General features: G+C 70.8%; 14 protein-coding genes. All 14 read right to left on the bottom strand.

What is annotated here, in order from left to right:
* Positions 1-4 precede the first annotated feature (4 nt).
* Positions 5-253, bottom strand: a complete 249-nt coding sequence (gene atpE / locus ACFZAT_RS04290; protein WP_018102636.1) for an ATP synthase F0 subunit C — start codon at positions 251-253, stop codon at positions 5-7.
* A 68-nt stretch (positions 254-321) separates the two neighbouring features.
* Entirely contained in the window at positions 322-1143 is an 822-nt protein-coding gene (gene atpB / locus ACFZAT_RS04285) for a F0F1 ATP synthase subunit A (protein ID WP_391259716.1), read from the bottom strand.
* Positions 1144-1369: 226 nt separating this feature from the next.
* The gene (locus ACFZAT_RS04280; RefSeq protein WP_391259713.1) at positions 1370-1807 is read right to left on the bottom strand and encodes a hypothetical protein; all 438 of its coding nucleotides are present in this window, start codon (positions 1805-1807) and stop codon (positions 1370-1372) included.
* A gap of 260 nt (positions 1808-2067) precedes the next feature.
* Entirely contained in the window at positions 2068-3489 is a 1422-nt protein-coding gene (locus ACFZAT_RS04275; RefSeq protein ID WP_391259711.1) for an MraY family glycosyltransferase, read from the bottom strand.
* A 114-nt stretch (positions 3490-3603) separates the two neighbouring features.
* Positions 3604-4863, bottom strand: coding sequence for a serine hydroxymethyltransferase (gene glyA / locus ACFZAT_RS04270; RefSeq protein ID WP_391259709.1), 1260 nt, complete (start codon positions 4861-4863; stop codon positions 3604-3606).
* 79 nt (positions 4864-4942) lie between these two features.
* Positions 4943-5584, bottom strand: a complete 642-nt coding sequence (locus ACFZAT_RS04265; protein WP_391259706.1) for a protein-tyrosine-phosphatase — start codon at positions 5582-5584, stop codon at positions 4943-4945.
* Positions 5581-6228, bottom strand: a complete 648-nt coding sequence (locus tag ACFZAT_RS04260) for an L-threonylcarbamoyladenylate synthase (RefSeq protein ID WP_073963915.1) — start codon at positions 6226-6228, stop codon at positions 5581-5583. Before ACFZAT_RS04260 ends, ACFZAT_RS04265 begins: the two co-directional genes overlap by 4 nt.
* 55 nt (positions 6229-6283) lie before the next feature.
* The gene (gene prmC / locus ACFZAT_RS04255) at positions 6284-7129 is read right to left on the bottom strand and encodes a peptide chain release factor N(5)-glutamine methyltransferase (protein WP_018102642.1); all 846 of its coding nucleotides are present in this window, start codon (positions 7127-7129) and stop codon (positions 6284-6286) included.
* Positions 7130-7176: 47 nt separating this feature from the next.
* Positions 7177-8253, bottom strand: coding sequence for a peptide chain release factor 1 (gene prfA / locus ACFZAT_RS04250; protein WP_073963916.1), 1077 nt, complete (start codon positions 8251-8253; stop codon positions 7177-7179).
* 150 nt (positions 8254-8403) lie between these two features.
* On the bottom strand, positions 8404-8628 hold the full coding sequence (gene rpmE, locus ACFZAT_RS04245) for a 50S ribosomal protein L31 (protein WP_018102644.1): 225 nt from the start codon (positions 8626-8628) through the stop codon (positions 8404-8406).
* A 143-nt stretch (positions 8629-8771) separates the two neighbouring features.
* On the bottom strand, positions 8772-9872 hold the full coding sequence (locus ACFZAT_RS04240) for an LCP family protein (RefSeq protein ID WP_391259701.1): 1101 nt from the start codon (positions 9870-9872) through the stop codon (positions 8772-8774).
* Between the two features lie 298 nt (positions 9873-10170).
* Entirely contained in the window at positions 10171-12195 is a 2025-nt protein-coding gene (rho, locus tag ACFZAT_RS04235) for a transcription termination factor Rho (RefSeq protein WP_391259698.1), read from the bottom strand.
* Positions 12196-12669: 474 nt separating this feature from the next.
* Positions 12670-13587, bottom strand: coding sequence for a homoserine kinase (gene thrB, locus ACFZAT_RS04230; RefSeq protein ID WP_391259696.1), 918 nt, complete (start codon positions 13585-13587; stop codon positions 12670-12672).
* A 295-nt stretch (positions 13588-13882) separates the two neighbouring features.
* Positions 13883-14953 (bottom strand): threonine synthase, encoded by a 1071-nt coding sequence (gene thrC / locus ACFZAT_RS04225; protein WP_073963920.1) that lies wholly within the window; start codon positions 14951-14953, stop codon positions 13883-13885.
* Position 14954 lies beyond the last annotated feature (1 nt).

Genomic DNA, 14954 nt, shown 5'->3' with positions numbered 1-14954 from the left:
CCGGTCAGGAGGTCGGGTAGACGAACGGCATGACCAGACCGATCAGGGCGAGCGCCTCACAGAAGGCGAAGCCGAGGATCTGGTTGGCGCGGATGAGACCGGCAGCCTCGGGCTGACGGGCGAGCGCCTGGGTGCCGTTACCGAAGATGATGCCGATGCCGACGCCGGGGCCGATCGCGGCGAGGCCGTAACCGATCGAGCCGAGGTTGCCCTTGATTTCGACGCCGGCGGCGAGGGTCTGGAGAGCGGACATGCCGGTTCTTCCTTCTCTTTCAATGTCCGGTGGGGGTTGGCCACCGGGTGCTTCAGGAGGTGGGGTGCTCAGTGGCCCTTGGCGAGAGCGCCCTGGATGTAGCTGCAGGCCAGCAGCACGAAGACGTAAGCCTGAACAGCCTGGATGAAGAGTTCGAAGGCCGTCATCACGAGGACCATCACGAACGACACGCCCGCGTAGGCGATGCCGATGCCGTTGAGCATGTACCAGCTGGCGATCGTGAAGAGCAGCAGGAGCGTGTGGCCCGCGAACATGTTGGCGAACAGTCGGACCGCGTGCGTGAACGGCCGGACCAGGAGGTTCGAGAAGAACTCGATGGTCATCGAGAGCGGCAGGACCCCGCCGAGGTTCTTGTCGTAGCCCGTGAAGTTCTTGAGGGCTCCGACGAACCCGTGCTTCTTGAAGGTCAGGCCGACCCACAGGAGGTAGACGATTCCGGCGAGGACCGCCGGGTACGAAATGATCGCCGTCACGGGGAACTGGGCAACCGGGATGATGGACCAGAGGTTCATCATCCAGATGACGAAGAACAGCGAGACCATCAGCGGGACGTACTTCTCGCCGTCCTTCTTGCCGATCGTCTCGTACACGATGCCGCGGCGGATGAAGTCGTATCCCGCCTCGGCCGTCATCTGGAGCTTGCCGGGCACCAACTTCGGCTTGCGGAAGGCGGCCCAGAAGAAGCCAACGATGATCACCGAGCCGAGCAGGGCCAGCAGCATCGTCTTGTTGAAGTACAAGTTGCTGTCCGCGTCGCCCCAGAGGGGCTCGAACAGGAACGAGTGCAGGCCGGGTGCCGGAAAGCCACAACCGTCGAAGAGGTGGCAATCGGTCTCGAAGGCGAGCACCTGTGTCGGGTCAGCACTCACCGCGGGCTCCTTCAGCGTGGCGCATAGGTACGGCAACCTCGTTGTGTCGGCGCGGCGCGCAGCCGCGGTTCGGCACTGGACTGGTGTTTCGGATGTGTGAGCGGCAGTCAGGCATGTGAGCCTCGCGATCGAGCAGGCGTCAGCTCACATGCACGCGCCCGCAGTGCCGCAGTTGGAACCGGACGATAGCAGGGTCCTGACCCCGCACTTATTCCGCCCCTACCCTTCACGCGTCGGACCCCGGTTTCCCGGCCTTGCCGGCCTTCTCGGATTCGGGTTCCACGTAAAGGATCTTGGCCTTCATGTGCGCACGCGCCTGTGCGGCGATCCACACGAGGGTCGTCGCGACCAGGGTGATCGCGAACGCCTTCGGGTTGAACAGCGAGGTGTTCTTGAAGACGGCGACGAAGATGAACAGGAGCAGGAGCTGCGCCGTGTAGAGCGCGAGCCCCATCGCCTGGAAGAGGTGGGGCATGGACCTGGCGGTCCGCTGGAGGACCACGAGTCCGATCCCCATGAAGAGGATGACCACGATCGTCCCCACGATCGCGCCCAGGGCTCCCTTGCCGCCCGCGACGCCAGCGCTGATGGCGGCGGCTACGGCGCCGGCAGCAGCGGTGGGTACGGCGGTCTGGAGGAGAGTCCGGACGTCGTTGGACGGCATGGCGGCAGCTCCGCTTGCAGGGGGTGGGCAGTGTGTCGTCATGGACGAGCGTAGGCCCGGTCCGAGTCGATGCCTCGGGCCGATGGACCGTGCTACATCAGGTCCTTCGGCTCTGTCACCGGGCTTCGTGAACGGTATCACAAACTATTTGATGAGGTCTTTACCTAGAAAGTGTGCTTGCTGTCACACGTGAGGGCTAATGAGCACGTGTGAGCGAGGCACGGCGCCGCTTTGTCTGCTAATGGGCGCCCGTGACCGGTTCAGCGGCGGGTGGAACCGGCCGCCCGACGGTCAGTCGTACGCGAACGGTGGCCGATCGCGGTCGCCCCGTTGACGCTCCGGGCCGCCGCGGCGACGGACGCCCCGGCAGCCGCCTCACGCTCCTCCGCGGCCCCCTCCGCCCCGGCCGTCGCACCCGTCTCCATCTGGCCGTCCGCGGGCTCCTGTTGGCCCTCCGCGGCCTCCTCCGACGCGGCGGCACCCGACCCCTCCGGGCGACCCCGTCTGCGGCGGTAGCGCGGCGGCACGAAGCGTTCCGCCCAGCGGGGGGCGCGCGGGGTGAACCGGGGCATCAGGAGCAGGATCAGCCCGAGCGCGCTCAGCCCCACGATCACGATCACGATCCACAGCGACGTCGAGTGCACCGAGTACCCCACCGCGCCGAAGGCGATCAGCGCCGACCAGAAATACATGATCAGCACCGACCGGCTGTGCGAGTGGCCGATGTTGAGCAGCCGGTGGTGCAGGTGGCCCCGGTCCGCCGCGAACGGCGACTGGCCGTTCCAGGTGCGCCGGACGATCGCCAGCACCAGGTCCGCCGCCGGGATCGCGATGATGGTCAGCGGCAGCAGCAGCGGGATGAAGACCGGGAGCATCGCGTGGGTGGCCTGGCGCTCACTGCCCTCGAAGATCTTCATGGTGTCCGGGTCGACCTGCCCGGTCACCGAGATCGCGCCGGCCGCGAGCACCAGACCGATGAGCATCGACCCCGAGTCGCCCATGAAGATCCGCGCGGGGTGCATGTTGTGCGGCAGGAAGCCGAGGCACATGCCCATCAGGATCGCCGAGAACAGCGTCGCCGGGGCGGCGGCCTCGATGGTGTGCCCGTACCAGAGCCGGTAGGTGTACAGGAAGAACGCGGCGGCGGCGATGAGCACCATGCCGGCCGCGAGCCCGTCCAGGCCGTCCACGAAGTTGACCGCGTTGATCGTGATGACGACCAGCGCCACGGTGAGCAGCGTGCCCTGCCACGGGGTGAGGGCGACGGTTCCGACACCGGGAATCGGCAGCCACAGGATCGTGAGGCCCTGGAGGACCATGACGGCGGCGGCGAGCATCTGCCCGCCCAGCTTGATCAGGGCGTCGATCTCGAACTTGTCGTCCAGGACCCCGATCAGCCAGATCAGCGCCGCCCCGGAGAGCAGCGCTCTCGGTTCGCTGGACAGCTCGAAGACGCCGTCGAGGTTGGCGAGGTGGTTGGCCACGATGAGCCCCGCGCACAGCCCGCCGAACATGGCGATGCCGCCGAGCCTCGGGGTCGGTTCGCGGTGGACGTCGCGCGCGCGGATCGCGGGCATCGCCCCGACCGCGATGGCGAACTTGCGCACCGGACCGGTGAGCAAGTAGGTCACAGCGGCCGTGACACAGAGTGTCAGCAGGTAATCACGCACGGGCTGCCCCACAGATATCGCCGGCCATCTCAGCCCACACCTTAACTAGACACGTCCCATGGTTGAGGACACGAAGCTGTCCGCGATGGTTGCACGGCCCGTCCCGGCAAGATCGACGGGCCCCTCTCACCCCGGGTACGGCGGATGGGACGCGGCCAGCTCGCGGACCCGGTCCAGGATGCCGTCCTCGCCGCGCACCGCCGCTCCGATCAGCACCGCGAGACGCGCCATGTCCCCCGCGTCCAGGCCCTGCGTCGTCACGGCGGCGGTGCCGAGCCGGATGCCCCGGGCCTCCCCGCAAGGCAGGGCGCAGGTGTCCAGCACCATGCCCGCCCCGGCCAGCCGGTCCCGGGCGGTGGGGCCGTCGACGCCGAGCGGGGCCGGGTCCGCGACGATCAGGTGGGTGTCCGTCCCACCGGTGGACAGCGCGAAGCCCTCCGCCGCGAGCCCCGCCGCCAGCTCCCGGGCGCGGGCGACCACCCGGTGCGCGTACGCGGCGAAGTCCGGCGTCGCCGCCTCACCGAGGGCGACGCCCTTCGCGGCGATCGTGTGCATCTGGGCGCCGCCCTGCGTGAACGGGAAGACCGCCCGGTCGACGCGCTCGGCGAACTCCGCGCGGCACAGCAGCAGCCCGCCTCTCGGACCGCGCAGCACCTTGTGCGTGGTCGCGCACACCACGTCCGCGTACGGCACCGGGCTCGGCGCCGCTCCCCCGGCGATCAGCCCCATCGGATGTGCGGCGTCGGCGATCAGGAGGGCGCCGGTCTCGTCGCAGATGTCCCGGAACAGTGCGTGGTCCGGGTGGCGCGGGTACGCGATGGAGCCGCTGACGACCGCCTTCGGACGGTGCGCCCGGGCCAGTGCGCGGACCTGCGCGTAGTCGATGATCCCGGTCTCCGGGTCGGTGCCGTAGCCGATGAAGTCGAACCAGCGGCCGGAGATGTTGGCGGACGATCCGTGCGTGAGATGGCCGCCGTCCGGGAGACCCATGGCGAGGACCGTGTCGCCGGGGCTCAGCAGCGCGGCGTAGGCGGCGAGCACGGCGGAGGTACCGGAGTGCGGCTGGACGTTGGCGTGGTCGGCGCCGAACAGGGCGGTGGCGCGCCGGACGGCGATGCGTTCGGCGGCGTCCGCCTGGGCGCAGCCGCCGTGGTGGCGGTGGCCGGGGTAGCCCTCGGCGTACTTGTTGGCGAGAGGTGAGCCCAGGGCGGCGAGGACGGCGGGCGAGGTGAAGTTCTCGGCGGCGCTCAGCTGGAGGGTGCCGGACTGCCGGTCCAGCTCCCCCAGGAGGACGCCGGCGATCTCGGGGTCCTCGCGGAGCAGGGCGCCGAAGTCCTGCGGCAGGCCGTCTGCGGCGGAGGGTGCGGCGGATCGGTTGACCGGCATCGGAGGCTCCGGGCGCCCGGGGACTGTGGCGTACCACCAATGTAGGCCCGTCACGGGCCGGCTGCCCGCCGCCGGGCGGTCAGTGGTGCGCGGAGACGCCGGTCAGCGCGGTCACGACCGGGTCCAGGGCCTGGCTGATCTCGTCGCCGATGGACCGGAAGAAGGTGATCGGGGCGCCGTACGGGTCGTGGACCTCGTCGGCGTCCGCGGTCGGGGCGAGCAGCCAGCCGCGCAGCGCCGCGGCGGCCCGGACCAGGGCGCGGGCACGCTCGACCACGCCCTCCTCGCGGGCGTCGGGCAGGGTGGCCGGGTCTATGGCCCGGACCAGCCTGGTGAACTCCTTGAGCGTGAAGGTGCGCAGCCCGGCCGAGTGGCCCATGGAGATGACCTGGGCGCGGTGGTCGCGGGTGGCCGTGAGCACGAGGTCGGCACGGATCACGTGCTCGTCCAGCAGCTCACGGCCGGTGAAGCCGGTGGCGTCGGCGCCGAAGTCGGCGAGGACCACCTCGGCGTTGGCCTCCATCGGGGCGCCCTCGTGGCCCCACGTGCCGGCGCTCTCCACGATCAGCCCGCCCTGCAGCGGGTCCCCGAGCCGGTGCACCAGGGCGTGCCGGGTCAGCCGCTCGGTGATCGGCGAGCGGCAGACGTTGCCGGTGCTGACGTGGAGGATGCGGAAAGTGTCGGGCCGCCCCGCTATGCCACGCCCCTCGGGGGCGGTCAATTGGCCACCTCGAGGTCGGGGACCACCTTGCGCAGCTCCTCCGCCGAGATCGCTCCGGCGCGCAGCAGGACGGGCACCTTGCCGGTGACGTCGACGATGGAGGAGGGCACGATGCCGGGGGTCGGGCCGCCGTCGAGGTAGACGGAGACGGAGTCGCCGAGCATCTCCTGGGCCGCGTCGCAGTCCTCCGGCGAGGGGTGGCCGGTCAGGTTGGCGCTGGAGACGGCCATCGGGCCGACCTCGGTGAGCAGCTCGATGGCGACCGGGTGCAGCGGCATCCGGACGGCGACGGTGCCCCGGGTGTCGCCGAGGTCCCACTGGAGCGAGGGCTGGTGCTTGGCGACCAGGGTCAGGGCGCCCGGCCAGAACGCGTCGACCAGCTCCCACGCCTGCTCGGAGAAGTCGGTGACCAGGCCGTGCAGGGTGTTCGGGGAGCCGATGAGGACCGGCGAGGGCATGTTGCGGCCCCGGCCCTTGGCCTCCAGGAGGTCGCCGACCGCCTCGGCGGCGAAGGCGTCCGCGCCGATCCCGTACACGGTGTCGGTGGGCAGCACGACGAGCTCGCCGCGGCGGACGGCCGACGCGGCTTCGCGCAGCCCCGTCGTGCGGTCGGTCGCGTCGTTGCAGTCGTATCGCCGTGCCATCAGCCGGCCTCCTCAAGCATGTACGGGTAGGGCTGGTAGAGGTGGCGTCCCCCGGTCACGGCATCGCCTTGCGGGCGGTGGCGAACCGGGGTCGCCGGTTGAGGTCGGGGTGGTCGGCCGCGTCGGCCCAGCCCCGCTCCTCGGTGAAGATCCAGGGCACCTGGCCGCCCTGGGTGTCGGCGTGCTCGATGACGACGAGGCCGCCGGGGCGGAGCAGGCGGTGCGCGGTGCGCTCGATACCGCGGATGGTGTCGAGGCCGTCCTCGCCGGAGAACAGCGCCATCTCGGGGTCGTGGTCGCGCGCCTCGGGCGCCACGTACTCCCACTCGGTGAGCGGGATGTACGGCGGGTTGGAGATGACCAGGTCGACCTGGCCGTCCAGCTCGGGCAGGGCGGTGAGCGCGTCGCCGCGGTGGACGGTGACGCGGGAGTTCTCGGCGTTCTTCCGGGTCCACTTCAGGGCGTCCTCGGAGAGCTCCACGGCGTGCACGCGGGAGCGCGGGACCTCCTGGGCCATGGCGAGGGCGATGGCGCCGGAGCCGGTACACAGGTCCACGATCAGCGGCTCGACGACGTCCATCGCGCGGACGGCGTCTATGGCCCAGCCGACGACCGACTCGGTCTCGGGACGGGGCACGAAGACGCCGGGGCCGACCTGGAGCTCCAGGTAGCGGAAGAAGGCGCGTCCGGTGATGTGCTGGAGGGGTTCGCGGGCCTCGCGGCGGGCGATGGTCTCCCAGTAGCGGGCGTCGAAGTCGGCGTCCGGCACGTTGTGCAGCTCGCCCCGCTTGACTCCGTGCACGAACGCGGCGAGTTCCTCGGCATCGAATCTCGGCGAGGGAACACCGGCGTCGGCCAGCCGCTGGGTGGCCTGGGCCACCTCGGCGAGCAGCAGGTTCATCGCGGTTCTCCGTACGGGTTCACGAGCGGGGCGGGGCGGGCGTGGGCTCAGGCGGCGGCCAGTTTGGCGGCGGAGTCGGCGTCGACGCACGCCTGGATCACCGCGTCCAGGTCGCCGTCGAGCACCTGGTCCAAGTTGTACGCCTTGAAGCCGACGCGGTGGTCCGAGATCCGGTTTTCCGGGAAGTTGTACGTCCGGATCTTCTCGGAACGGTCGACCGTACGCACCTGGCTGCGACGTACGTCCGAAGCCTCCTGCTCGGCGGCCTCCTGGGCGGCGGCGAGGAGCCGGGAGCGCAGGATGCGCATCGCCTGCTCCTTGTTCTGGAGCTGGCTCTTCTCGTTCTGGCAGGAGGCGACGACGCCGGTCGGCAGGTGCGTGATGCGGACGGCGGAGTCGGTCGTGTTGACGGACTGGCCGCCGGGTCCGGACGAGCGGTAGACGTCGATGCGGAGGTCGTTGGCGTGGATCTCGACGTCGACCTCCTCGGCCTCGGGCGTCACGAGGACACCGGCGGCGGAGGTGTGGATGCGGCCCTGGGACTCGGTGGAGGGCACGCGCTGCACACGGTGCACCCCGCCCTCGTACTTCATCCGGGCCCAGACGCCCTGGCCGGGCTCGGTGGCGCCGTTGCCGCCCTTGGTCTTCACGGCGACCTGGACGTCCTTGTAGCCGCCGAGCTCGGACTCGGTGGAGTCGATGATCTCGGTCTTCCAGCCGACGCGCTCGGCGTAGCGCAGGTACATGCGCAGCAGATCGCCGGCGAACAGCGCGGACTCGTCGCCGCCCGCCCCGGCCTTGATCTCCAGGAGCACGTCCTTGTCGTCGCTGGGGTCCCGGGGGACGAGCAGGAGGCGCAGCTTCTCGGTGAGCTCCTCGCGCTGCTGTTCCAGCTCCTTGACCTCGGCGGCGAAGTCGGGGTCGTCGGCGGCGAGCTCGCGGGCGGTCTCGATGTCGTCACCGGACTGCTTCCAGGAGCGGTACGTCGCGACGATCGGGCTCAGCTCCGCGTAGCGCTTGTTGAGCTTGCGCGCGTTGCCCTGGTCGGCGTGGACCGCGGGGTCGGCGAGCTGCTTCTCGAGATCGGCGTGCTCACCGATCAGTTCCTCGACCGCCTCGAACATCTCGGGCTCCTGGTTCCTTCGCTCGTCGTGCCTGCCGGCCGGTGGGTGCCTGCCGGGGCCGGGGTACGGAGACCCCGTGCCCGGACCGGAAAAAAACGCCGGCCACGGCGCCCCCGGAAGAGGGCACCGCGGACCGGCGCGGACGGCTCGCTACTTGCCGGCGGCCTTGGCGCCCTTGCCGAAGCGGGCCTCGAAGCGGGCCACACGGCCACCGGTGTCGAGGATCTTCTGCTTGCCCGTGTAGAACGGGTGGCACTCGGAGCAGACCTCGGCACGGATGGTGCCGCTGTCCAGCGTGGAGCGGGTGGTGAACGACGCGCCACAGGTGCAGCTGACCTGCGTCTCGACGTACTGGGGGTGGATGTCGCGCTTCAAGGGTGTCTCCTAGGTTCGGGAGGGCACCGGGTCGTACGCACGGATTGCGCGTCCGTGAACCGGGGCCGACGTACCAGTCTGCCAGGACCGGCCGTATCTCCCAAAACCAGGGTGGACGGCCGGGTATTCCCCCGGCTCCCGGCTCAGCGGACGACCTTTCCGGCGTCGCCCTTGTCGCCTGCCGACTGCTTCGTCGCGGCGGCGGGGATGGGCCGGTCGGCGCGGAGCGCGTCCCAGACCTGCCGGTCGGCCTTCTCCTGCGGGATGACGCGGTTGGGGTCGGCGGGGTCGTACTCGACGGGCAGGGTCACCATGTTCACGTTGTCGGAGCCGAGGCCCTTGAGGCCCTTGGCGAAGCTCGCGAGCTTGGTGACCGAGCCGAGTTCGGAGTCGGTGGTGACGGCCTTGGTGGCGGTGTCCGCGATGCCGTACAGCTTGGTGCCGTCGAACACGCCCACGCTCTTGACCTGCTGCATCAGCGCCTTGATGAACGCCTGCTGGAGCTGGATGCGGCCGAGGTCGCTGCCGTCGCCGACGCTGTGCCGGGTACGGACCAGGCCGAGGGACTGCTCGCCGTCCAGGGTGTGGGTGCCGGGCCGGAGGTCCAGGTGGCTGTCGGGGTCGTCGATCGCCTTGGTGGTGGTGATCTCGACGCCGCCGAGCTTGTCGATCAGCTTCTTGAAGCCGGTGAAGTCGACCTCGACGTAGTGGTCCATGCGGATGCCGGACATCGATTCGACGGTCTTGACCGCGCAGGCCGGCCCGCCGACCTCGTACGCCGTGTTGAACATGGCGCGCTGCTGCCCGGCCACGGTCTTGCCGCTGACGTCGCCGGTGCAGTCGGGCCGGGTGATGAGGGTGTCGCGCGGGATGGAGACCACACTCGCGGTCTTGTGGCCCTTGTTGACGTGGACGACCATCGCGGTGTCCGAGCGGGCCCCGCCGCCGTCGGCGCCGTATTTGCTGTTCGCGCCGGAGCGGGAGTCGGAGCCGAGGACGAGGATGTCCTCGGAGCCGTTGTCGACGTTCTCGGGGCGGTCCTTGCCGAGCGCGGTGTTGATGTCGACGGCCTGGAGATTGCCGTTGAGGTGCACGTACGCGTAGCCGAGGCCCGCACCGCCCACGACGACCGCACCGGCCAGGCTCCAGACGGCTATGCGCTTCGCCCGGCGGCCGCGGGACGGTTTCTTCCGGCGTTTGCCGGTGGCCCGTATTCGGCCGTTGCTCCCGCTTCGCTCGCTCATGCGTCTCCCTCGTTCCGTCGTCTGCTGTCCGGGTACCCCCTCTTGCGGTGGTGGCGACAAAAAGCGTGGCACAGGCCGCTGTGGGCCCCCGAGGACCACGAAACGGCTCGCGCGGCCGCGGAAACGGCTGGTATCCGGCCGCTCACCTGCGGTTTCGTGGTCCGTACAAGGGTCGTCGGGGGTCCCGCGCGGCCGCGCCCGTGTGGTGAAGGTCTCGGAACGGCAACGGGGTACGGCACAGGGCCGCCCCCGCACGGAAGTGCGGGGGCGGCCCTGTGTGCTGCCGGCGGGGCGACGACTAGTCGTTGTTGTTGCCCGGGGCCGGCGTCGTCTTCTGGATCTGGAGCAGGAACTCCGCGTTCGACTGGGTCTTCTTCATCCGGTCGAGCAGAAGCTCGATGGCCTGCTGCTGGTCGAGCGCGTGCAGCACCCGGCGCAGCTTCCAGACGATCCCCAACTCCTCGCTGCCGAGCAGGATTTCCTCCTTGCGGGTGGAGGACGCGTCGACGTCCACCGCCGGGAAGATCCGCTTGTCGGAGAGCTTGCGGTCGAGCTTGAGCTCCATGTTGCCGGTGCCCTTGAACTCCTCGAAGATCACCTCGTCCATGCGCGAGCCGGTCTCGACGAGCGCGGTGGCCAGGATGGTCAGCGAGCCGCCGTCCTCGATGTTGCGCGCGGCACCGAAGAAGCGCTTCGGCGGGTAGAGCGCGGTCGAGTCGACACCACCGGACAGGATGCGCCCGGACGCCGGGGCGGCGAGGTTGTACGCGCGTCCCAGGCGGGTGATCGAGTCGAGCAGGACGACCACGTCGTGGCCCAGCTCCACGAGGCGCTTGGCGCGCTCGATGGCCAGCTCGGCGACCGTGGTGTGGTCCTCGGCGGGGCGGTCGAAGGTCGAGGAGATGACCTCGCCCTTCACCGACCGCTGCATGTCGGTGACCTCTTCCGGACGCTCGTCCACGAGGACGACCATCAGGTGGCACTCGGGGCTGTTGACCGTGATCGCGTTGGCGATGGCCTGGAGGATCATGGTCTTGCCGGTCTTCGGCGGGGCCACGATCAGACCGCGCTGGCCCTTGCCGATGGGGGCGACCAGGTCGATGATCCGCGTCGTCAGGACGTTGGAGTCGGTCTCCAGGCGGAGCCGGTCCTGCGGGTAGAGCGGGGTCAGCTTCTGGAACTCGGGGCGGCCGCGGCCCGATTCGGGCGCCATGCCGTTGACCGAGTCGAGGCGGACCAGCGCGTTGAACTTCTCGCGGCGCTCGCCGTCCTTGGGCTGGCGCACCGCACCGGTGACGTGGTCACCCTTGCGCAGGCCGTTCTTGCGGACCTGGGCGAGCGAGACGTACACGTCGTTCGGACCGGGCAGGTAGCCGGAGGTCCGGATGAACGCGTAGTTGTCGAGGATGTCCAGGATGCCCGCGACGGGGATCAGGACGTCGTCGTCGGTGACGGGCGGGGCGTCGGCGAACTCGTCGCGCCCACGACGGCCCCGGCGGTCGCGGTAGCGCCCGCGCCGGCCGCGCCGGCCGCCCTCGTCGTCGTAGCCGTCGTCCTGCGGGCCGTTGTTGCCGCCCTGGTTCTGGCCGCCGCCCTGGCGTCGGTTGCCGCCCTGGTCGTCGCCCTTGCCGCGTTGCCGGTCGCGCTGGCGGTCGCGGCGCTGCTCGCCGCCCCGGTCTCCGCGCTGGCGGTCGCCGCGGTCGCCCCGGCGGCCCTCGGCGTTGTCGGCACCGGACTCGGCCTTGGCGTCGGCGGAGCGGTCCTCGGCGGGCGCCTCGTGCTTCTGGTCCTGCTTCGGCTCGTCCTGGGCGCGGTCCTTGGTCTGCGCCTTGGCGTCCGGCTTGCTCTCCGGGCTGCCCGCCTGCGCGGTGGCGCGGCGGCGACGGCGCTCGCCCGCGGGCTGGTCGTCGCTGGCCGGCTGGCCCGGGATGTCGATCTGCTGCTGGGCCGCGGCCCTGTCGGCGGGCGCGGCGGCCGGGGCCTCGTCGGCGCCGGTGCGCGCCTTGGAGGTGGCGCGGCGCTTCGGCTTGGTCTCGGCGCCCTCGGCGGGGGCCGCGGTGGCCTTGGCCTTGGGGGCGGAGGAGCCGCCGCCGGCCTGGGCTTCCTTGATGACCTCGATCAGCTGGCTCTTGCGCATCCGCGCGGTGCCCTTGATGCCGAGGCCGGACGCGACCTGCTGCAGCTCGGCCAGGACCATGCCCTCAAGGCCGGTGCCGGAGCGGCGGCGCCGTGCGGTGGTGCCAGTGGCAGCACCTTCGGCGGGCGCGGCGCTGTCGACGTTCTTGTCGGCAGTCACGCCCATCAGATCGGTGGTGTCGCTCACGAAGGGTCCTTCCCTGGAGCGGACGTCGGCCTTCTGGCTCGGCGACCGGTTGTGCTGTCCGGCTGCGGTCCTCGGTTGGTGCGGCCCGTGCCGGGGCGGTGGTCCGCCGGATGGAACGGCGGAGAGATGAGGTGTGCATGTGCCCGGCGCGAGCATCCCCCTGCTCGGCCCACTCCTGGACGAGCGAGGGGTGTCGTGCCGGTTCCGGAGCGTGCTCGCAACTGCTCAGGCAGGCTGCTCAGGCAGTTGGGGAGGCTCCCGGAAGAAATGGTGGTCCCGAAGGGGACACGGAGCAACGCGCCTCATGGACGTCGATTGCAGACTTGAGATTAACACTACCGGCTCCAACAAACATTCCCCCTCTCACTCACCGGCAATCACTTCTCGGCCGGCCTCGCGGGCCGGCCATGTCCGCGCAGTCCCGTCGTACGCCCGAAAGGCGTCGCGGGCCGGACGGGAGTGTGCGGACATGGCCTACGCGGCCAGCGGCAGGACGCTCGCGCCCCGCGCGTCGAGAGCGAGCCGGTTGGCCGCCCACCCCTCGCCCGCCAGTCGGGCGACCTTGTCGGCGTCGCCGTCGCCGGCCAGGGCCAGCACCGTGGGTCCGGCGCCGGAGATGACCGCGGGGACGCCCTCGGCGCGCAGCCGGCCGACGAGTTCGACGCTCTCGGCCATGGCGGGCGCGCGGTAGTCCTGGTGCAGCCGGTCCTCGGTGGCCGTGAGCAGCAGCTCGGGGCGCCTGGTCAGGGCCTCGACGAGGAGGGCGGCACGGCCGGCGTTGAACGCGGCGTCGACGTGCGGGACGGTGCGCGGCAGGAGGCCGCGGGCGGTCTCGGTGAGCACCGGCTTGCCGGGGACGAAAACCACCGGAACGATGGAATCAGCGGGATCCATCCGGATCGCGCGGGCGGAGGCGCCGTCCATCCAGGCGAGCGTGAATCCACCGAGCAGGCAGGCCGCGACGTTGTCGGGGTGGCCCTCGATCTCGGTGGCGAGCTCCAGCAGGGCCGCGTCGTCGAGGCGGGCGTCACCGCCGGTCGTCACGGCGCGGGCGGCGACGATTCCGGCGCAGATGGCGGCGGACGACGAGCCGAGGCCGCGTCCGTGCGGGATGCGGTTGGCGCAGACGATCTCCAGGCCGCGGGGCTGTCCGCCGAGCAGGTCGAAGGCGGTGCGCAGGGACCGTACGAGCAGGTGCTTCTCGTCGCGGGGCAGGGTGTCCGCGCCCTCACCGGCGATGTCGATGTGCAGTCCGGAGTCGGCGACGCGTACGACGACGTCGTCGTACAGGCCGAGCGACAGGCCGAGGGCGTCGAAACCGGGGCCCAGGTTGGCGCTGGTCGCGGGGACGCGCACCCGGACGGCGGCGGCTCGGAAGGCGGGACCGGCCATCGCTGTGACGACTCTCCTTGTGAGGCGGCGGGGATTTCCGGGGGCTGCGGGCGGGGGTTGTTCGGGGGAGCCGCAACGGCCCGGGGCACCCCGGCAGATGCGGCGGGGCGGGTTGGGTACAGCTTATCGAAGGAAGGTTCTGTGGCGACATAGGGCGCACAGGAGGCGCACGATGCGTGTCGCACGCCCGCGATGCGCTCTTGTTGCTGGAAAGGGCCGGTGGGACGGCCTTTCTGACGAAGTGTCGCGCTGCCCCGGACCGTCGTGCGGACCGGCCCGGGGCAGCGTTACGCGGTTACGCCAGGCCCAGCTTCTCGGCGGCGGCGGCCGCGTCGACCGGGACGGTGACGGGCTGCGGGGCGCCCGCGACGGCCCAGTCGGGGTCCTTGAGGCCGTTGCCGGTCACCGTGCAGACGATGCGCTGGCCGGGGTCGACCTTGCCCTCCTCGGCGGCCTTGAGCAGACCGGCGACGGACGCGGCCGAGGCGGGCTCCACGAAGACTCCCTCCTGCGAGGCCAACAACCGGTATGCGGACAGGATCTGACGGTCCGTGACCTCATCGATGAAGCCGCCGGACTCGTCGCGCGCGGCGAGTGCGTAGTTCCAGGAGGCCGGGTTGCCGATCCGGATCGCGGTCGCGATGGTCGACGGGTCCTTGACGACCTCGCCGCGCACGATGGGCGCGGAGCCGGACGCCTGGAAGCCCCACATGCGCGGCTTGTGCGTCGACATGCCGTCCCCGGCGTACTCGGTGTAGCCCTTCCAGTACGCGGTGATGTTGCCCGCGTTGCCGACCGGCAGGACGTGGATGTCCGGAGCGTCGCCGAGCGCGTCGACGATCTCGAACGCGGCGGTCTTCTGGCCCTCGATACGGACCGGGTTGACCGAATTGACCAGCGCGACCGGGTAGTTGTCCGAGAGCGAGCGGGCCAGCGTCAGGCAGTCGTCGAAGTTGCCGTCGACCTGGAGGATCTTGGCGCCGTGCACGAGCGCCTGGCCCATCTTGCCGAGCGCGATCTTGCCCTGCGGCACGAGGACCGCGCAGACCATGCCGGCCCGGACCGCGTAGGCGGCGGCCGAGGCGGAGGTGTTGCCGGTGGAGGCGCAGATGACGGCCTGCGCGCCCTCCTCCTTGGCCCGGGTGATGGCCATGGTCATGCCGCGGTCCTTGAAGGACCCGGTGGGGTTGGCGCCCTCGACCTTGAGGTGCACCTCGCAGCCCGTGCGCTCGGAGAGGACCTGAGCGGGGACGAGCGGCGTGCCGCCCTCACGGAGCGTGACGACCGGCGTCGTGCTCGTGACCGGGAGACGGTCCCGGTACTCCTCGATGATGCCGCGCCACTGGTGGGTGCCCTTGGTGGTCATG

This window comes from Streptomyces sp. NPDC008163 (assembly GCF_042956885.1).
GTDB lineage: Bacteria > Actinomycetota > Actinomycetes > Streptomycetales > Streptomycetaceae > Streptomyces > Streptomyces drozdowiczii_A.
The sequence above is the reverse complement of the archived record's forward strand: the minus strand, read 5'-3'. Positions and strand labels throughout refer to the sequence as shown.